Genomic DNA, 17,058 nt, shown 5'->3' with positions numbered 1-17,058 from the left:
CGCCCCGAACACAGGAGACACGCATGCGCAACACCCCCTTCCTTTCCGCCCGCCGCGCGCTGTGCGCCGCGGTCATGGCGCTCAGCCTGCCCGCCGCCATGGCCTGGACCGACAAGCCGGTGAAACTGCTGGTGCCCGCGCCCGCCGGCGGCACCATGGACGTGGTGGCCCGCATCGTGGCCGACCAGCTCGCCGCCGACATCGGCCAGCCGGTGGTGGTGGACAACAAGCCCGGCGCCGGCGGCGCGATCGCGGTGCAGGCCATGACCACCGCGCCGGCCGACGGCCAGACGATCATGATGACGGCGAGCAACGTGCTCACCGAGATCCCGCATGTCATGAAGACGGCCTTCGACCCGCTCAAGGACGTCAAGCCGGTCACCGCCATCGCCCGCAGCTCGCTGGTGCTGGTGGCTGCGCCCGGCATCGAGGCCAAGGACCTGAAGTCGGCGGTGGCCTGGGTCAAGGCCAACCCCGGCAAGGTGAATTTCGCCTCCTTCAGCGCCGGCACCTCCTCGCACTACGCCGGCATGATCCTGAACCAGAAGGCTGGCCTGGACATGCAGCATGTGCCGTTCCCCGGCTCGCCGCCGGCGCTGGCCCAGGTGATGGCGGGCCAGATCCCGCTGATGTTCGACGGCATGGCGACCTCCAAGCCCCTGATCGCCAGCGGCAAGCTGCAGGCGCTGGGCGTGGCCGGGCGCACGCGCTCGCCGCAGCTGCCCCAGGTGCCGACGTTCGCGGAGCAGGGCTACCCCGAGCTGGACTTCAGCAACTGGGTGGGCGTGGTGACCGCCAGCGGCGTTCCCGCCGCCACCGTGGACCGCATCAACGCCGCGATCCTGAAGGCTGCCGCCTCGCCCAAGGTGCGTGACCGCCTGGTGGGCGCCGGCTTCGAGATGCTGCCCGACACGCCGCCCGCGCAGCTGGCCGCCGCGACGAAGGCCGAGTTCGAGCGCAACGCCGGCATCGTCAAGGCCTTCGGCATCAAGCTGCAGTAACCGCCCCCTGGAGCCCCCCATGAACGGACTCATGATGCAGCAGCCGCTGCTGATCGCCTCCCTGCTGAAGCACGCCGAACGCCACCACGGTGACCAGGAGGTGGTCTCGCGCCGCGTCGAGGGCGACATCCACCGCTGCACCTACCGCGACCTCGCGGCCCGCTCGCGCCGCATGGCCAAGGCCATGGCCGCCCTGGGCGTGGGCCGCGGCGACCGCGTCGGCACCCTCGCCTGGAACGGCTACCGCCACCTGGAGCTGTATTACGCGGTGTCCGGCTCGGGCGCGGTGCTGCACACGCTGAACCCGCGCCTGCATGCCGACCAGCTCGCCTGGATCGCCGACCACGCGGAGGACCGCGTGCTGTGCTTCGACAAGACCTTCCTGCCGCTGGTGGAGGCCGTGGCCTCGCGCCTGTCGACCGTGAAGCACTTCGTGCTGATGGTGGACCGCGCCCACATGCCGGAGAAGTCCGTGATCCCCGGCCTCCTGTGCTACGAGGACCTGGTGGAGGCGCAGGACGACGCCTTCGACTGGCCCGACCTGGACGAGGAATCCGCCTCCAGCCTCTGCTACACCAGCGGCACCACCGGCCACCCCAAGGGCGTGCTTTACAGCCACCGCTCCACGGTGCTGCACACCTTCGCCTCGGCCCTGCCCGACGCCCTCAACCTCTCGGGCCGCGACACCATCCTGCCGGTGGTGCCGATGTTCCATGTGAACGCCTGGGGCCTGCCCTACTCCGCGTGCATGGTGGGCGCCAAGCTGGTGTTCCCCGGCCCGGGGCTGGACGGCAAATCGCTGCACGAGCTGTTCGAGGCCGAGGGCGTGACGCTGTCGGCCGGCGTGCCCACCGTGTGGCAAGGCCTGCTGGCCCACGTGCAGGCGAACGACCTGAAGTTCTCCACCATGCGCCGCACCATCATCGGCGGCTCGGCCTGTCCGCCGGCGATGATGGAAGCCTTCGAGGAGCGCTACGGCGTTCAGGTGATCCACGCCTGGGGCATGACCGAGCTGAGCCCGGTGGGCACGGTGTGCGTGCCCAAGGGCGCGCAGCTGGCGCTGCCCGCGGCGCAGCGGCGCGCGCTGCAGGCCAAGCAGGGCCGGGCGGTGTTCGGCATCGACATGAAGATCGTCGACGACGCCGGCCGCGAGCTGCCCTGGGACGGCCAGGCCGCCGGCGAGCTGATGGTGCGCGGGCCGTGGGTGGTGGACCACTACCTCAAGGGCGAGGGCAGCCCCCTGGTGGCCGACGCGCAGGGCCGCGGCTGGTTCCCCACCGGCGACGTGGCCACCATCGACGCCGACGGCTTCATGCAGATCACCGACCGCAGCAAGGACGTGATCAAGTCCGGCGGCGAGTGGATCGGCTCCATCGACCTGGAGAACATCGCCATGGCGCATCCCGCCGTGGCCATGGCCGCCTGCATCGCGGCGCGCCACCCGAAGTGGGACGAGCGCCCGCTGCTGGTGGTGGTTCGCAAGCCGGGCATGGCGGTCACGAAGGAAGAACTCCTGGCCTTCTACGAGGGCCGCATCGCCAAGTGGTGGACGCCGGACGACGTGGTCTTCGTCGACGCGATCCCCCTGGGCGCCACCGGCAAGATGCTGAAGAACCGGCTGCGGGACCAGTACGCCGGCCACCTCGTCGCCGCGCAGGGCTGATGCCATGCAGGCCCTGATCGCCAGCTGCCAGGCGCAGTGGGAGTCACGCTGGCCGGGCGTGGCCGTGAGCGCCATCGTGGCCCTCGCCGCGCTGTTCCTCGCGCAGCACTACGGCGCGCCGGTGATGCTGTTCGCGCTGCTGCTCGGGATGGCGCTGAACTTCCTGTCGCAGCAGACGCGGTGCGCCGAGGGCATCGACTTCGTGGCGCGCCAGGTGCTGCGCCTGGGCGTCGCCCTGCTGGGCCTGCGGATCACGCTGGCCCAGGTGCAGGCCATGGGCTGGGAGACGCTGGGCCTGGTGCTGGTGCTGGTGGCCGCCACGATCGCCTTCGGCATCGTGATGGCGCGGGTGTTCGGCTTCCAGGTGTTCTTCGGCCTGCTCACGGGCGGCGCGGTGGCCATCTGCGGCGCCTCGGCGGCGCTGGCGCTGTCGGCCGCCCTGCCTGCGCACCCGCTGAAGGAGCGGGCCACGCTGTTCACCGTGGTGGGGGTGAGCGCGCTGTCCACGCTGGCGATGGTGCTGTACCCCCTGATGGCGCAGTGGCTGAACCTGGAGGGTGTGCAGGCCGGCCTGTTCATCGGCGCCACCATCCACGACGTGGCGCAGGTGGTGGGCGCGGGCTACAGCATCTCGCACGAGGCCGGCGACGCCGCCACGCTGGTCAAGCTGGTGCGGGTGGCGATGCTGGTGCCGGTGATCCTGCTGGCGGCATGGCTGGCGCGCCGCCACCTCGCGGCGCAGCCCGGCGCGCAGGCCGGGGGCCGGCGCCCGCCGCTGCTGCCGTGGTTCGCGGTGGCTTTCGCGGTGCTGGTCGGCGTCAACAGCACCGGCTGGCTGCCCGCGCCGGTGGTGCGCGCGGGGGTGGACCTGTCCCAGGCCTGCCTGGTGGCCGCCATGGCCGCCATCGGCATGAAGTCGCACCTGAAGGAAATCCTCTCGGTCGGCTGGAAGCCGATCGCCCTGATGACCGTCGAGACCGCGTTCCTCGCGGCGCTGGCCTGCGGCGGGCTGGCGCTGCTGGGGGCGTAGGGGTCAGGTCTTGCAGCAACGCGACAACGCGCGACTGCCGCGTTGCTGCAAGACCTGACCCTATCGACCGCCGGTGAGGAAGGCGCTGCGCGGGCTGGCCTGCAGGTGCCGGGCGATGTTGCCGCAGACCAGGTCGCACAGCTGGTAGACCGCCGGGTCGGCGATGCGGTAGTAGACGCTGGTGCCGCGCCCCTCGCGCGCCACCAGCCCCTGCTTGGTCAGCACGCCCAGGTGGCGCGAGATGTTGGCCACGCTGAAGCCGCACATCTCGGCCAGCTCGCTCACGTTGCACTCGCCGTCACGCAGCCGGTTCAGGATCTGCAGTCGCGTGGGCTCGGCCAGCGCCTGGAAGTAGGCGGCGACGTCCTCGAGGGCTTCGGGCGGGAGGTGGTCCATGGCGCGCAGGATATCCTTTTCATCGTATTTGCACAAGAATGCAAATAAGCAAATAATGATGAAAACAGATCCTGGCAACTCCACGAAAGGCCCCTGCCCATGACTTCCTGGCAGATCGTCCGCCTCGCCGCGGGCAGCTTCATCCTCCTGTCGCTCGCCCTGGGCGTGCCCGGCAGCCCGTTCTTCGCCAGCCCCTGGTGGCTGGCGCTCACCGCCTTCGTCGGCGCCAACCTGCTGCAAAGCGCCCTCACTCGCTGGTGCCCGCTGGAGATCATCCTGCGCCGGCTCGGCGTGCGCGCCGGGTGCTGAGGCGGCGCGCGGCACTCACGCCGCGCCGCCCGGGCCCAGCGCCTCGTCCAGCACCGCCGCGGTGCGCTGCGCGTTGGCGCCGACCAGCGCCAGGTGGGTGCCCGGCAGGCGCACCTGGCGCAGCCCGCCGCGCGCGACCTGCCGCCACACCGGCATCGGGTCCGGGTAGCCCTCCAGCGGCACGCGCGGGCGCACCAGCAGCACCGGCGCAGCGTCGAAGGGCGCGGGTCGGTACGCCATGAGCGCCTCGCCCAGGGCCTGGTGGACGGCGCGCTGCGCCGGGCCCATCGAGGCCCAGGCGTCGGGCACCGGCAGGCCGTGGGGACCGTCGGGGACGGCCGGCCCGTACAGCCCCGGCGACAGCGCGCGGCGCAGCGCCCGCGCCAGGTACTGCCAGCGCGCCGCGGCGGGCAGCCAGGCCACCCGCCGCGCCGCCAGCAGCGCGCGGCCGCCCAGCGCGCGCAGCGCGCCGAGGTCGCGGCGCAGGTGCGCGTCGAGCACCGCCACGAGTTCCAGCGCCTCGCCGCCGGCCGCCAGCACCCGCGCGATCTCCAGGGCCACCACGCCGCCGAAGGAGAAGCCGCAGACCGCGTAGGGCCCGCGCGGCTGCTCGGCGCGGATCGCCGCCGCGTAGGCCTGCGCCAGCGCCAGCACGCAGCGCGGCATCGGCGCGTCGCCGTCCAGCCCGGGGGCATGCAGGCCGACCACCGGGCGCGGCGTGCGCAGCGCCGCCACCAGCCGCGCGCAGTCCATCACCGTACCGCTCAGGCCGTGCACCAGGAACAGCGGCCGGCCGGTGCCGCCACGCACCGGCGCCAGCAGCGGGCGGCCGGCCGGCGCCGGGCCCTGCTCGATCCAGGCCGCCAGCGCGCGCACCGTGGGCGCATGCAGCAACGCGGCCAGGGGCAGCTCGCGCCCGGTCATGCGGCCGACCTCCTGCGCGATCACCGCCGCCAGCAGCGAGTTGCCGCCGAGGGAGAGGAAGGTGTCGTCCAGCCCCACCCGCGCGACGCCCAGGCGCCGCTGCCACAGCCGCTGCAGGCGCTGCGCCAGGGGCAGGCCGGGGTCGTCCCCGCTGGCGCCGGGGACGGCGCGCAGGCCCGGGTGGTCGCGGATCGCGTCCAGGCAGGCGGGGTTGCGCAGGGCCGAGGCGTTGTCCGCCGGCAGCCCCTGCAGCGCGCGGCGCGCCGCGGCCTCGGAGGGCTTGCCGTTGTGGGTGGCCGGCAGCTCGGGCACGGCCAGCAGGCGGTCCGGCACATGGGCGGGCGAGAGGCGGTCACGCAGCGCCTGCCGGATGCGCGCAGCCAGCGCGGCGTCGAGCGCCTGCCCCGGGCGCAGCACCAGCAGGGCCACCACCTCGTCGGGGGCGCGCGGCACCACCAGCGCCTCGCGCACCCCGGGCACCTCGTGCAGCACGCGCAGGACCTCGGCCGGCGCGATCTTGGTGCCGCGCACGTTCAGCAGGCCGTCGCAGCGGCCCTGCAGGCGCGCGCTGCCCGAAGGGCCGAAGGCGACCAGGTCGCCATGCGTCCACACGCCCGGGTTCTCGGCGAAGTAGGCCTGGTGGAAGCGCCGGCCGCCCTCGTCGCCGAAGAAGCCCAGGGGCCGCGAGGGGAACGGGTTGGCGCACACCAGCTGCCCGGTGCCCGGGGCTGGCGCCCCGCCCTGCCAGGCCTGCACGTCCATCGCCAGGCTGCGGCCCGTGGCCTCGCCGCGCACCACCGGCAGCCAGGGGTGGCCGAGGACGAAGCAGCCCAGGATATCGGTGCCGCCGCAGATGGACTGCAGCGGCACCGGCCCGAGCGCCTCGCGCACCCAGTCGTACTGCGCGTCGTGCAGCACCGCGCCGGTGGAGAGCACCTCGCGCAGCGCGCCCAGGTCCCACTGGCGCGCCGGCGCCAGGCCGGCCTCCTGGGAGGCGCGCAGGAAGGCGGGGCTGGTGCCGAAGACGTTCACCCGCTCGCGCGCCACCAGCGCCCACAGGCGCGCCGGCGTGTCGACCGGGCCGTCCCAGGTGACGACCTCGACGCCGCTGGCCAGCGCCGAGAGCTGCCAGTTCCACATCATCCAGCCGCAGCCGGTGTGGAAGTACAGCCGCTCGCCCGGCGCGAGGTCGCCGTGCAGCCGGTGCTCCTTCACATGCTCCAGCAGGCTGCCGCCGGCGCCGTGGACGATGCACTTGGGCCGGCCGGTGGTGCCGGAGGAAAAGAGGATGAACAGCGGGTGGTCGAAGGGCCGGCGCGGCCAGGCCATGCCGGTGTCGTCGCCGCCGGCGTCGAGGGCGGCGAGGTCCGCCTCCTGCGGCAGGCCCAGCGAGGCGTCGCCGTCCAGCCGCACCAGGGCGCGCAGCGACGGCAGGCCGCCGGCCAGCGCGCGCAGGCGCTGCGGCAGCGGCTCGCCGGTGTCGAAGGCCTGGGGCCGGGTGTGCGCCAGGAGCAGCGCGGGCGCGAGCGGGGCGAATCGGTCCAGGAGCGCGTCGCGGCCCATGTCGGGCGCGGCGGTGGACAGGGTCGCGCCCAGCGCGCAGGCGGCCAGCCCGGCGATGGCGATGGCCTCGTCGTTGCGCGCCACCGCCACCACCCGGTCGCCTTCGCGCAGGCCCAGGCGGCGCAGGCCGAGGGCGGCACGGGCCACCGCGGCGCGCAGCTCGCCGCGGGTGAGGCGCAGGACGCGGCCGTCGGCATGGCAGGCGGTGAGCGCCGGCGCGCCGGCGGGGGCGACGCGCAAGTTCAGCAGCGCGTCGGCGTAGTTCAGGCGCAGCTCGGGGAAGAACCGGGCATGCTCGCAGGCATCGCCCACGCAGGCCGGCTCGGCCGGACCCTCCAGGCCCAGCTCGTCGCGGCAGGTGGCGACCAGGTGCGACCAGAAGGCGCGGTACTCGCGCACCGAGAAGGCATGCAGGGCCCCGGGCCCGTCCAGCCGCAGGCCGTGGGCGGCGGCGAGGGTGGCGGTGAAGCGCGCCAGGGCGAGACCCCGGGGCCGCCCGGCACTCCGCACCCCGGGACCGGGCCGCGGCGGGCGGGACGGCACGTACTGCTGCATGGTCTGCGCTCCTGGCACACCACGCTAGCCAGCCCGCCGCCGGCCCGGGGTCGGCGCGGCGCCCGAGCGCGCGGCCCTGGCGGGCCAGTGCGAAAGGGCTGGGGGTCAGTCGTTGCCGCGTTGATGCAAGACCTGACCCCGCCTTGTCACTTGTAGCTGCGCTGGTCGTCGATGACCTTGCCGTCGCCCGGCAGGCTGCCCGGGGCGACCACGCGCACTTCGCCGCGCAGCTTGGTGACGTCGCGCACCGTGGCCACCATCGCCGCGGCGAGTTCGTCACCGCCGCTCGCGGCCTCGGCGTGCAGCACCATGCGCTCCTCGGCGACCGCGCCCTCGACCACCAGGCGCGCCTTCAGCACGCCGGGGTGGCGGCGCACGATCTCGGCGACCTGGCTGGGGTGCACGAACATGCCGCGGACCTTGGTGGTCTGGTCGGCGCGGCCCATCCAGCCCTTGATGCGGGTGTTGGTGCGGCCGGTGGGGCAGCGCCCCGGCAGCACCGCGCTGAGGTCGCCGGTGCCGAAGCGGATCAGGGGGTAGTCGGGGTCGAAGATGGTGACGACCACTTCACCCACCTCGCCCTCGGGCACCGGGTCGCCGGTGCCGGGACGCACGATCTCGACGATGACCTCCTCGTCCACCACCAGGCCCTCGCGCGCCTCGGTCTCGTAGGCGATGAGGCCGAGGTCGGCGGTGGCATAGCACTGGTAGCCGGCGACGCCGCGCTGCGCCATCCACTCGCGCAGCGAGGGCGGGAAGGCCTCGCCGGAGAACAGCGCCTTGGTCAGCGAGGGAATGCGGATGCCCTTGGCCTCGGCCGCCTCCAGGATGATCTTCAGGAAGCTGGGCGTGCCCACGTAGCCGTGCGGGCCGAGGTCGCTCATGGCCGCCAGCTGCAGCTCGGTGTTGCCGATGCCGCCGGGGAAGACGGCGCAGCCCAGCGCGAAGGCCGACTCCTCGGTCATGAGGCCGGCCGGCGTGAGGTGGTAGCTGAAGCAGTTGTGAATCAGGTCGCCGGGGCGGAAGCCGGCGGCCCACAGCGCGCGGCCCAGGCGCCAGCCGTCGGGGTGCAGGCCCTGCGGCTCGTACAGCGGGCCGGGCGACTGGAACACGCGCCGCGCCTGGCGCGGGTAGCCCAGGCCACGCCAGCCGCAGGCCGAGAAGCCGGCGAAGGGATCGCCGCCGCGCTGCGCCGCCTGCGCCTCCAGCAGTTCGCTCTTTCGCAGCACGGGCAGCGTGGCCAGCGCGGCGCGCGAGGTGATGGCGGCCGGGTCGACCTCCTTCAGCCGCTCGGCCTGCGCCGGGCTGCTGGCCTTGGCATGGGCGACCTGGGCGGCCAGGGCGTCCATCAGGGCGGCTTCACGCTGCGCCGGCTCGCGGCGCTCCTGGGCTTCGTAGTTCGGTGCGGTCATGCGGCGAATCTACGCAGCGCGCCGCGCCGATACTGTCGTCGCTCCACCAATTGGCCCACCGCGTTCACCCGGGAAAACCCGGTGCCGCTGCAGCGGACCGGCTCGCCGGATGCGAGAGAATGCGCCGAGAACGACCCTTGGCCGGGCCCGCCCCGGCCGCCCCGAACTGATGGACGACCTCCAGCGCCTGCACGACTTCCTCGACGCCACCCCGTGGATCCAGGGGCTGACGCCCGCCCAGGTGGACCGCGTGCACCAGGACACCCTGGTGCGCCGCTACGAGGCAGGCGCCACGGTGTGCGTGCGCGGCGCGCCCTCGGCCTACTGGATCGGCGTGGTCGACGGCATGCTGAAGGTGGAGAACAGCAGCCCCGGCGGCAAGAGCGCCACGCTCACCGGCGTGCCGGCCGGCGCCTGGGTGGGCGAAGGCGCGGTGATCAAGGGCGAGCTGCGTCCCTATGACGTGACCGCGCTGCAGGACAGCCTGGTGGCCCTGATGCCGGCCCCCACCTTCCAGTGGCTCATGACCGAGTGCCAGCCCTTCTCGGCCTGGCTCATTCACCAGCTAAACGCGCGCCTGGGCCACTTCATCGCCCTGGTGCAGGGCCTGCGGCTGAACGACACGACGGCGCAGGTGGCCTACTGCCTGGCCAGCCTGTTCAACCGCGACCTGTACCCCGGCACGCAGCCGCAGCTGGCGATCTCGCAGGAGGAGATCGGGCGGCTGGCCGGCGTCTCGCGCCAGATCGCCAACCGCGTGCTGCACGAGATGCAGGACAAGGGCGTCATCCGCATCGCCTACGGCGGGGTCGAGGTGCTGGACCTGCCCGCGCTGCAGGACATGGCTGCGGGCGGATGACGCGCGCGCGAAGCGCAGGCCTTGAGCGCCGCCGGGCCGCCCCAAGGCGCGAGGGCCCCCTCGGGGGGCAGTGAGCCACACGCAGTGGGCGAGCGTGGGGGCGATTACGCCAGCCAGCGCTTGCGGCGCTTGTAGCTCTTGACGTCCTTGAACGACTTGCGCTCGCCGCCGCCGACGCCGAGGTAGAACTCCTTGACGTCCTCGTTGCTGGCGAGGTCCTGCGCGGGGCCGTCCATGACGATGCGGCCGCTTTCCATGATGTAGCCGTAGCTGGCGTACTTCAGGGCCATGTTGGTGTTCTGCTCGGCGAGCAGGAAGGTGACCTTCTCCTTGGTGTTGAGGTCCTTCACGATCTCGAACACCTCCTCGACGATCTGCGGCGCCAGGCCCATGGAGGGCTCGTCCAGCAGCACGAGGTTGGGGTTGGCCATGATGGCGCGGCCGATAGCGCACATCTGCTGCTCGCCGCCCGAGGTGTAGGCGGCCTGCGAGGTGCGGCGCGTCTTCAGGCGCGGGAAGTAGTTGTAGACCTTCTCGAGGTTGGCCGCGATCTCGCCCTTGTCCTTGCGGGTGTAGGAACCGGTGAGGAGGTTCTCCTCGATGGTGAGGTGGGCGAAGCAGTGGCGGCCCTCCATCACCTGCAGCACGCCGCGCTCCACCAGCTCGGCGGGCGAGAGGTTCTCGATGCGCTCGCCGCGCAGCTCGATGCTGCCCTTGGTGACCTCGCCGCGCTCGCCCTTCAGCAGGTTGGAGATGGCGCGCAGCGTGGTGGTCTTGCCCGCGCCGTTGCCGCCCAGGATGGCGACGATGCCGCCTTCGGGCACCTGCAGGGAGACGCCCTTGAGCACGAGGATCACGTGGTTGTAGATCACCTCGATGCCGTTGACGTTCAGGACGATGTTGGAAGCGCTCATGGTTTTCCTTCTACCAATCGACAGACCTGCATCGCAGCCCTGTCGGTTGGCGGCTGCGTCGCAGCCGCTGCCCCTCCCGCCTGGCGGGAGGGGGTGGGGAGGGTGCCCACCGGCCGGCAGCCTGCCGACCTGATGGGCGAAGACCCATCAGGACTGGCAGTCCTTCGCGTCGCGGCGCTGCAGCTTCTTGTCGGCCAGGTACTTCTCCGAGCCGGCCTTGACCATCGGCTTGATGATCTGCTCGTCGGCCTGGTACCAGTCGTTGCCCATGTTCCACTTGCTGCCGTCCCAGGTGTGGATGCGGGCCCAGGTGGAACCCATGTGGTCGGCGCAGCTGGTGGACAGCGGACGCATCACGCCGGCGAAGCCCAGGGCGTCCAGGCGCTTCTGGTCCAGGTTCAGGTTCTCCAGGCCCCAGCGCACCTGCTCGGGGGTCATGACCTTGCCCTTGCCGAAACGCTCCTGGGCGCGGCGCACGGCCTCGACGGAGAGCATCTGGATGATGACGCCGCGGGTGTACAGCACGCTGCCCACTTCGTCCTTCGGGCCGGTGCCCTGGCCCTTGCCATGCACCAGGGCCAGGATGTCCTGCATCACCTTGGGCTGGGTGCCCGAGGTGTTCAGCGCCAGCGCGTTGTAGCCCTTGGCGCCCTCGCCCACGTCCTTGGCATCCGGCTCGGCGCCGGCCCACCACACGCCGTACATCTTGTCGCGCGGGTAGCCGGTGGCCTGGGCCTCCTTCAGGGCGGTGGAGTTCATCACGCCCCAGCCCCAGAGCAGGACGTAGTCGGGACGCTGCTGGCGCACCTGCAGCCAGGTGGCCTTCTGCTCCACGCCGGGCGCCGTCACCGGGATCAGCGACAGGTCGAAGCCGTGCATCTTGGCGCGCTCCTGCAGCAGCGGGATCGGCTCCTTGCCGAAGGGCGAGTCGTGGTACACGAGGGCGATCTTCTTGCCCTTGAGCTTTTCCGCGCCGCCTTCCTTCTTGGCGATGTGCTGGATCAGGATGTCGGCGCCGGTCCAGTAGCTGCCCATGAGGGGGAAGTTCCACTTGAAGGCCATGCCGTCCTGCGACACCGACAGGCCGTAGCCCAGGGTCAGCAGCGGGATCTTGTCGTTGATCACCTTGTCGGTCAGCGCGAAGGTGATGCCGGTGGACTGCGGGTCGAACAGGGTCACGCCCGGGCGGCCCTTGAGGCGCTCGTAGCACTCCACGCCGCGGTCGGTGGCGTAGCCGGTCTCGCACTCCTCGAAGGTGAGCTTGACGCCGTTGATGCCGCCGTCGCGGGCGTTGATCAGCTTGATGTAGTCCTGCTTGCCGTTGGCCCAGGGCGTGCCGTTGGGGCCGAAGGGACCGGTGCGGTAGGACAGCAGCGGGAAGAACTGGTCCTTGGCCTGCGCCAGCGCGGCGCTGGAGCCCAGGGCGGCGACGGCCATCAGGCCGGCCGTGGCGAGGGTGCGAAGTTTCATGGTTTTGTCTCCTGGAGTGCTTGCTTGGAAAACGACGGGACGGGACTCAGTGCGGGAAGGGCCACAGGCGCAGCTTCTGCTTGCCGGTGGACCACAGGCGGGCCAGGCCGTGCGGCTCGACGATCAGGAACCAGACGATCAGCGCGCCGAAGATCATGAACTCGGCATGCGACAGGCCGGCGGTGGAGATCTCCAGGCCGAACAGGCCCAGGAACCCCGGCAGGAACTGGTTCAGGAGAATGGGGAGCACCACGATGAAGGCGGCGCCGAAGAAGCTGCCCATGATGGAGCCCAGGCCGCCGATGATCACCATGAACAGCAGGCGGAAGGACAGGTCCACCGAGAAGGCGGCGGGCTCCCAGGTGCCCAGGTAGACGAAGGCCCACAGCGCGCCGGCCACGCCGATGATGAAGGAGCTGACCGCGAAGGCGCTGAGCTTGGCGTACATCGGGCGGATGCCGATCACGGCGGCGGCCACGTCCATGTCGCGGATCGCCATCCACTCGCGGCCGATGGCGCTGCGCACCAGGTTCTTGGCCATGAGGGCGATGACCACCAGGATCGCCAGGCACAGCCAGTACTTGGACTGGGGCGTGTCGATCGGGATGCCGAAGACCTGCAGGCCGGCGGCCGAGACCGAACCCGAGGGCGAGTCGTTCGTCAGCCACTTGATGCGCAGGAACATCCAGTCGGAGAAGAACTGCGCGGCCAGCGTGGCCACCGCCAGGTACAGGCCCTTCACGCGCAGCGAGGGCAGGCCGAACAGGATGCCGAAGAAGGTGGCGCACAGGCCCCCGAGCAGCAGCGCGGGCACCAGGGGCATGCCCTCGAAGCGCACGAAGAAGTTGTAGGCGCCATAGGCCCCCACCGCCATGAAGGCGCCGGAGCCCAGGGAGATCTGGCCGCAGTAGCCGACCAGGATGTTCACGCCCAGCGCCGCCAGCGACATGATCACGAAGGGCAGCAGCACGGCCTGGAACAGGTAGTCCGAGGCCAGGGCCGGCACCACCAGGAAGGCGGCCAGCACCAGGGCGACGATGACGATGCGGTCCTGCGCGATCGGGAAGATCTGCTGGTCGGCACGGTAGGTGGTCTTGAACTGACCGTTCTCGCGGTAAAGCATCTTGGTCTCCTCCCCTTACACGCGGTCGATGATTTTTTCGCCGAACAGGCCCTGCGGCCGCACCAGCAGGAAGCCCAGCGCCAGCACGTAGGCGAACCAGATCTCGATGCCGCCGCCCACCAGCGGGCCCAGGTAGATCTCCGAGAGCTTCTCGCCCACGCCGATGATCAGGCCGCCGATGATGGCGCCGGGCACCGAGGTCAGGCCGCCCAGGATCACCACCGGCAGCGCGCGCAGGGCCACCGTGGCGAGCGAGAACTGCACGCCCAGCTTGGAGCCCCAGATCATCCCGGCCACCAGGGCCACCACGCCGGCCACGCACCACACGATCACCCAGATGCGATTGAGCGGGATGCCGATGGACTGCGCGGCCTGGTGGTCGTCTGCCACCGCGCGCAGGGCGCGGCCGGTGGCGGTCTTCTGGAAGAACAGGGTCAGCAGGGCCACCAGCGCCGCGGCGATGCCGGCGGCGATGAGGTCCTCCTGGTTGATCAGGATGCCGCCCTGGAACACGCCCTCGAACGCCATCACCGGGTCCTTGGGCATGCCGATGTCGATCTTGTAGATGCTGCTGCCGAACAGGGTCTGGCCCGCGCCCTCGAGGAAGTAGGTGATGCCCAGCGTGGCCATGAGCAGCGTGGCGCCCTCCTGGTTGACCAGGTGGCGCAGCACCAGCGCCTCGATCAGCCAGGCCACCGCGAACATGATGGCGCCGGCGATCAGGAAGGCCGCGACGTTGGCGACGACCTTGCTGTCGATGCCGGTCCAGGCCGGGATCCACTCGGCGAAGCGGGCCATGGCCAGCGCGCCGAACAGCACCATCGCGCCCTGGGCGAAGTTGAACACGCCCGAGGCCTTGAAGATCAGGACGAAGCCCAGGGCCACCAGCGAATAGAGCATGCCGGCCATCAGGCCGCCCAGCAGGGTCTCAAGGAAGAATCCCATTTGTCTTGCCTCCCTCTCAGTGCGAGGTACCCAGGTACGCGCGAATCACGTCCGGGTTGTTGCGCACCTCGTCGGGGGTGCCGTCGCCGATCTTCTTGCCGTAGTCCAGCACCACCACGCGGTCGGAGATGTCCATGACCACGCCCATGTCGTGCTCGATCAGGACCACGGTGGTGCCGAATTCGTCGTTCACGTCGAGGATGAAGCGGCACATGTCCTGCTTCTCCTCCAGGTTCATGCCGGCCATGGGCTCGTCCAGCAGCAGCACCTGCGGCTCCATCGCCAGCGCGCGGCCCAGGTCCACGCGCTTTTGCAGGCCGTAGGGCAGCTGGCCCACCGGGGTCTTGCGGAAAGCCTGGATCTCCAGGAAGTCGATGATGCGTTCCACGAACTCGCGGTGCCGCATCTCCTCGCGTTCGGCCGGGCCGAGGCGCAGCGCCTGCATCAGCAGGTTGCTTTTGATCTTCAGGTTGCGGCCGGACATGATGTTGTCCAGCACGCTCATGCCCTTGAACAGGGCCAGGTTCTGGAAGGTGCGGGCCACGCCCATCTCGGCGACCTGGCGCGAGTTCATGTCGCGGAACTGCTTGCCGCGGAAGGTGATCACGCCCTGCTGGGGGTGGTAGACGCCGTTGATGCAATTGAGCATGGAGCTCTTGCCGGCGCCGTTGGGGCCGATGATCGAGCGGATCTCGTGCTCGCGCACGTTGAACGAGATGTCGGTGAGCGCCTTCACGCCGCCGAAGGACAGCGAGATGTTCTGCACGTCCAGGATCACGTCGCCGATCTTGCGGCCGCTGCCGCCGTCCTGCTGCGCGCCTGCTCCGGGGTTTGCCATGTCGGTCTCGATCTTCATGCTGCGGCCTTCAGGGGCGGGAAGGTCTGGGTGTCGGCGATCTTCAGCGTGGCGCTCACGCTGCCGGTGCGGCCGTCCTCGAACTTCACCTGGGTCTCGATGAACTGCTCGGACTTGCCGCCGTACAGGGCGTCGACCAGCACCGCGTACTTCTCGGCGACGAATCCGCGGCGGACCTTGTTGGTGCGCGTGAGTTCGCCGTCGTCGGCGTCCAGCTCCTTGTGCAGGACCAGGAAGCGGTGGACCTGCGAGCCGGCCAGGCGCTCGTCGTTGGCGAGATCGGCGTTGACCTGCTCGACGCAGTCCTTGATCAGGGAGTAGACCTCGACCTTGCCCGCCAGGTCGGTGTAGCCGGCATAGGGCAGGTTGCGGCGCTCGGCCCAGTTGCCCACCGCGTCGAAGTCGATGTTGATCATGGCGCAGACGCGGTCGCGCCCGTCGCCCACGGCCACGGCTTCCTTGATGTGGGGGAAGAACTTGAGCTTGTTCTCGATGTACTTGGGCGCGAACATCGAGCCGTCGGCCATGCGGCCCACGTCCTTGGCGCGGTCGATGATCTTCAGGTGGCCCTGCGCGTCGAGGAAGCCGGCGTCGCCGGTGCGGTACCAGCCGTCCTCGGTGCGCACCTCGGCGGTGGCCGCCGGGTTCTTGTAGTACTCCTTGAGCAGGCCGGGCGACTGCACCAGGATCTCGCCGGAGTCGGAGACCTTGATCTTCACGTCGCGGCAGGGCACGCCCACGGTGTCGGCCTTGACCTCGTGGTCCGGCTGCATGCAGACGAACACCGCGGTCTCGGTGGAGCCGTACAGCTGCTTCAGGTTGATGCCGATGGCGCGGTAGAAGGTGAAGAGGTCGGGGCCGATGGCCTCGCCCGCGGTGTAGGCCACGCGCACGCGGGACATGCCCAGGTTGTTGCGCAGCGGGCCGTAGACCAGCAGGTCGCCGATGGCGTACTTCACACGGTCCAGGAACGAGACGGCCTTGCCGTCACGCAGTGCGGGGCCGACGCGGCGCGCGACGCCCATGCAGGCATGGAACATCCGGCGCTTGATGGCGCCCGCATCCTCCATGCGGATCATCACGCTCGTGAGCAGGCCCTCGAACACGCGCGGCGGCGCGAAGTAGTAGGTGGGGCCGATCTCCTTGAGGTCGATCATCACCGTGCCGGCGGACTCGGGGCAGTTCACCACGTAGCCGCAGGCCAGCCACTGGGCATAGGAGAAGATGTTCTGGCCGATCCACGCGGGCGGCAGGTAGGCCAGCACCTCCTCCTTCTCGGTGAGGCGGTCGAACTCGGCGCCGGCGCGGGCGCGATCGAGCAGCGAATGGTGCGTGTGCACCACGCCCTTGGGCGTGCCGGTGGTGCCGGAGGTGAAGAACATGGCGGCGACGTCGCCGCCGCGGCCCTGGGCCACCTCGCCCGCGTAGAAGGCGGGATGCTGGCCGGCGAAGACCTTGCCGGCCGCCACCAGCTCGTCGACCGAGCTCAGGCCCGGGTCGGTGTAGTTGCGAAGGCCGCGCGGGTCGTCGTACCAGATGTGCGTGAGCTGCGGGCACTGCTCGCGCACCTCGATCAGCTTGTCCACCTGCTCCTGGTCCTCGACCATCGCGAAGCGCACGCCGGCGTTGTTGATCGGGAAGACGCACTCGGGCGCCGCGGCGTCCTGGTACAGGGGAATCGGGATGGCGCCGAGGGACTGCGCGGCCAGCATGGTGGCGTACAGGCGCGGGCGGTTGGCGCCGATCACGACGAGGTGCTCGCCGCGCGCCAGGCCGGCCTGGTGCAGGCCGCAGGCGATGTGCTCGACGAGCGAGGCCAGCTTGGACCAGGTCAGCGTCTGCCAGATGCCGTATTCCTTCTCGCGCAGGGCGGCGCGATCGCCGCGGTCGCGGGCATGCTGCTGCAGCAGTTGCGGGAATGTCTCTTGGGTCATTCTTGTGCTTCCAGAGCCTCGGGGGCGGACACGCAGGTCCACGATGGCTGGATTCTGTTCGCCGCGGGGAGGCGCGGACTGTTCGGGCGTGGACAGTTCCGGCT

At 70.9% G+C, this 17,058-nt stretch carries 14 protein-coding genes; 5 read left to right on the top strand and 9 right to left on the bottom strand.

Annotated elements, in window-relative coordinates:
- Nucleotides 1-23: 23 nt before the first annotated feature.
- Genes ACFQZY_RS04430 through ACFQZY_RS04420 form a run of 3 tightly spaced genes read left to right on the top strand, consistent with a single transcriptional unit; the run spans nucleotide 24 to nucleotide 3,694 of the window.
- Nucleotides 24-1,001, top strand: coding sequence for a Bug family tripartite tricarboxylate transporter substrate binding protein (locus tag ACFQZY_RS04430; protein WP_377413138.1), 978 nt, complete (start codon nucleotides 24-26; stop codon nucleotides 999-1,001).
- A 19-nt stretch (nucleotides 1,002-1,020) separates the two neighbouring features.
- Nucleotides 1,021-2,664, top strand: a complete 1,644-nt coding sequence (locus ACFQZY_RS04425) for a 3-(methylthio)propionyl-CoA ligase (RefSeq protein WP_377413136.1) — start codon at nucleotides 1,021-1,023, stop codon at nucleotides 2,662-2,664.
- A gap of 4 nt (nucleotides 2,665-2,668) precedes the next feature.
- Nucleotides 2,669-3,694 carry a YeiH family protein gene (locus tag ACFQZY_RS04420; RefSeq protein WP_377413134.1) on the top strand — a complete coding sequence of 342 codons (1,026 nt, stop codon included), beginning with the start codon at nucleotides 2,669-2,671 and terminating at the stop codon, nucleotides 3,692-3,694.
- A gap of 60 nt (nucleotides 3,695-3,754) precedes the next feature.
- On the opposite strand, the gene ACFQZY_RS04415 is transcribed toward ACFQZY_RS04420, so the two are convergent.
- Nucleotides 3,755-4,090 carry an ArsR/SmtB family transcription factor gene (locus ACFQZY_RS04415; protein ID WP_377413132.1) on the bottom strand — a complete coding sequence of 112 codons (336 nt, stop codon included), beginning with the start codon at nucleotides 4,088-4,090 and terminating at the stop codon, nucleotides 3,755-3,757.
- Between the two features lie 99 nt (nucleotides 4,091-4,189).
- Between ACFQZY_RS04415 and ACFQZY_RS04410 the strand changes: the two genes are divergently transcribed.
- Nucleotides 4,190-4,399 (top strand): DUF2892 domain-containing protein, encoded by a 210-nt coding sequence (locus ACFQZY_RS04410; protein ID WP_377413130.1) that lies wholly within the window; start codon nucleotides 4,190-4,192, stop codon nucleotides 4,397-4,399.
- 15 nt (nucleotides 4,400-4,414) lie between these two features.
- On the opposite strand, the gene ACFQZY_RS04405 is transcribed toward ACFQZY_RS04410, so the two are convergent.
- Together ACFQZY_RS04405 and ACFQZY_RS04400 are read right to left on the bottom strand one after the other, a co-directional pair.
- Nucleotides 4,415-7,441: an acetoacetate--CoA ligase gene (locus ACFQZY_RS04405; protein WP_377413127.1), complete on the bottom strand. Its 3,027-nt coding sequence runs from the start codon at nucleotides 7,439-7,441 to the stop codon at nucleotides 4,415-4,417.
- A 146-nt stretch (nucleotides 7,442-7,587) separates the two neighbouring features.
- Nucleotides 7,588-8,853: a phenylacetate--CoA ligase family protein gene (locus ACFQZY_RS04400; protein WP_377413125.1), complete on the bottom strand. Its 1,266-nt coding sequence runs from the start codon at nucleotides 8,851-8,853 to the stop codon at nucleotides 7,588-7,590.
- Between the two features lie 169 nt (nucleotides 8,854-9,022).
- On the opposite strand from ACFQZY_RS04400, the gene ACFQZY_RS04395 reads away from it, so the two are divergent.
- Nucleotides 9,023-9,712: a Crp/Fnr family transcriptional regulator gene (locus tag ACFQZY_RS04395; protein WP_377413122.1), complete on the top strand. Its 690-nt coding sequence runs from the start codon at nucleotides 9,023-9,025 to the stop codon at nucleotides 9,710-9,712.
- A 104-nt stretch (nucleotides 9,713-9,816) separates the two neighbouring features.
- On the opposite strand, the gene ACFQZY_RS04390 is transcribed toward ACFQZY_RS04395, so the two are convergent.
- The 6 genes from ACFQZY_RS04390 to ACFQZY_RS04365 form a co-directional block, all read right to left on the bottom strand.
- On the bottom strand, nucleotides 9,817-10,626 hold the full coding sequence (locus ACFQZY_RS04390) for an ABC transporter ATP-binding protein (RefSeq protein ID WP_377413120.1): 810 nt from the start codon (nucleotides 10,624-10,626) through the stop codon (nucleotides 9,817-9,819).
- Between the two features lie 147 nt (nucleotides 10,627-10,773).
- The gene (locus tag ACFQZY_RS04385; RefSeq protein WP_377413118.1) at nucleotides 10,774-12,096 is read right to left on the bottom strand and encodes an ABC transporter substrate-binding protein; all 1,323 of its coding nucleotides are present in this window, start codon (nucleotides 12,094-12,096) and stop codon (nucleotides 10,774-10,776) included.
- A 46-nt stretch (nucleotides 12,097-12,142) separates the two neighbouring features.
- Nucleotides 12,143-13,219: a branched-chain amino acid ABC transporter permease gene (locus ACFQZY_RS04380; protein WP_377413116.1), complete on the bottom strand. Its 1,077-nt coding sequence runs from the start codon at nucleotides 13,217-13,219 to the stop codon at nucleotides 12,143-12,145.
- 15 nt (nucleotides 13,220-13,234) lie between these two features.
- Nucleotides 13,235-14,164: a branched-chain amino acid ABC transporter permease gene (locus ACFQZY_RS04375; RefSeq protein WP_377413114.1), complete on the bottom strand. Its 930-nt coding sequence runs from the start codon at nucleotides 14,162-14,164 to the stop codon at nucleotides 13,235-13,237.
- A 16-nt stretch (nucleotides 14,165-14,180) separates the two neighbouring features.
- Nucleotides 14,181-15,002, bottom strand: a complete 822-nt coding sequence (locus ACFQZY_RS04370; RefSeq protein WP_377413888.1) for an ABC transporter ATP-binding protein — start codon at nucleotides 15,000-15,002, stop codon at nucleotides 14,181-14,183.
- A 14-nt stretch (nucleotides 15,003-15,016) separates the two neighbouring features.
- Entirely contained in the window at nucleotides 15,017-16,954 is a 1,938-nt protein-coding gene (locus ACFQZY_RS04365) for an AMP-dependent synthetase/ligase (protein ID WP_377413112.1), read from the bottom strand.
- Between the last annotated feature and the right edge of the window lie 104 nt (nucleotides 16,955-17,058).

The organism is Ramlibacter sp. GCM10027632, from assembly GCF_042675325.1.
GTDB lineage: Bacteria > Pseudomonadota > Gammaproteobacteria > Burkholderiales > Burkholderiaceae_C > Ramlibacter.
Note: the sequence above shows the minus strand (reverse complement) of the source record. Positions and strands in the feature narration are given on the sequence as shown.

Bases quoted from the DNA above. Each gene is read 5' to 3' on its own strand.
- ACFQZY_RS04385 (WP_377413118.1), bottom strand. From the start codon at position 12,096: ATGAAACTTCGCACCCTCGCCACGGCCGGCCTGATGGCCGTCGCCGCC.
- ACFQZY_RS04365 (WP_377413112.1), bottom strand. From the start codon at position 16,954: ATGACCCAAGAGACATTCCCGCAACTGCTGCAGCAGCATGCCCGCGAC.
- ACFQZY_RS04375 (WP_377413114.1), bottom strand. From the start codon at position 14,164: ATGGGATTCTTCCTTGAGACCCTGCTGGGCGGCCTGATGGCCGGCATG.
- ACFQZY_RS04395 (WP_377413122.1), top strand. From the start codon at position 9,023: ATGGACGACCTCCAGCGCCTGCACGACTTCCTCGACGCCACCCCGTGG.
- ACFQZY_RS04400 (WP_377413125.1), bottom strand. From the start codon at position 8,853: ATGACCGCACCGAACTACGAAGCCCAGGAGCGCCGCGAGCCGGCGCAG.
- ACFQZY_RS04405 (WP_377413127.1), bottom strand. From the start codon at position 7,441: ATGCAGCAGTACGTGCCGTCCCGCCCGCCGCGGCCCGGTCCCGGGGTG.
- ACFQZY_RS04410 (WP_377413130.1), top strand. From the start codon at position 4,190: ATGACTTCCTGGCAGATCGTCCGCCTCGCCGCGGGCAGCTTCATCCTC.
- ACFQZY_RS04390 (WP_377413120.1), bottom strand. From the start codon at position 10,626: ATGAGCGCTTCCAACATCGTCCTGAACGTCAACGGCATCGAGGTGATC.
- ACFQZY_RS04420 (WP_377413134.1), top strand. From the start codon at position 2,669: ATGCAGGCCCTGATCGCCAGCTGCCAGGCGCAGTGGGAGTCACGCTGG.
- ACFQZY_RS04415 (WP_377413132.1), bottom strand. From the start codon at position 4,090: ATGGACCACCTCCCGCCCGAAGCCCTCGAGGACGTCGCCGCCTACTTC.
- ACFQZY_RS04380 (WP_377413116.1), bottom strand. From the start codon at position 13,219: ATGCTTTACCGCGAGAACGGTCAGTTCAAGACCACCTACCGTGCCGAC.
- ACFQZY_RS04370 (WP_377413888.1), bottom strand. From the start codon at position 15,002: ATGGCAAACCCCGGAGCAGGCGCGCAGCAGGACGGCGGCAGCGGCCGC.
- ACFQZY_RS04430 (WP_377413138.1), top strand. From the start codon at position 24: ATGCGCAACACCCCCTTCCTTTCCGCCCGCCGCGCGCTGTGCGCCGCG.
- ACFQZY_RS04425 (WP_377413136.1), top strand. From the start codon at position 1,021: ATGAACGGACTCATGATGCAGCAGCCGCTGCTGATCGCCTCCCTGCTG.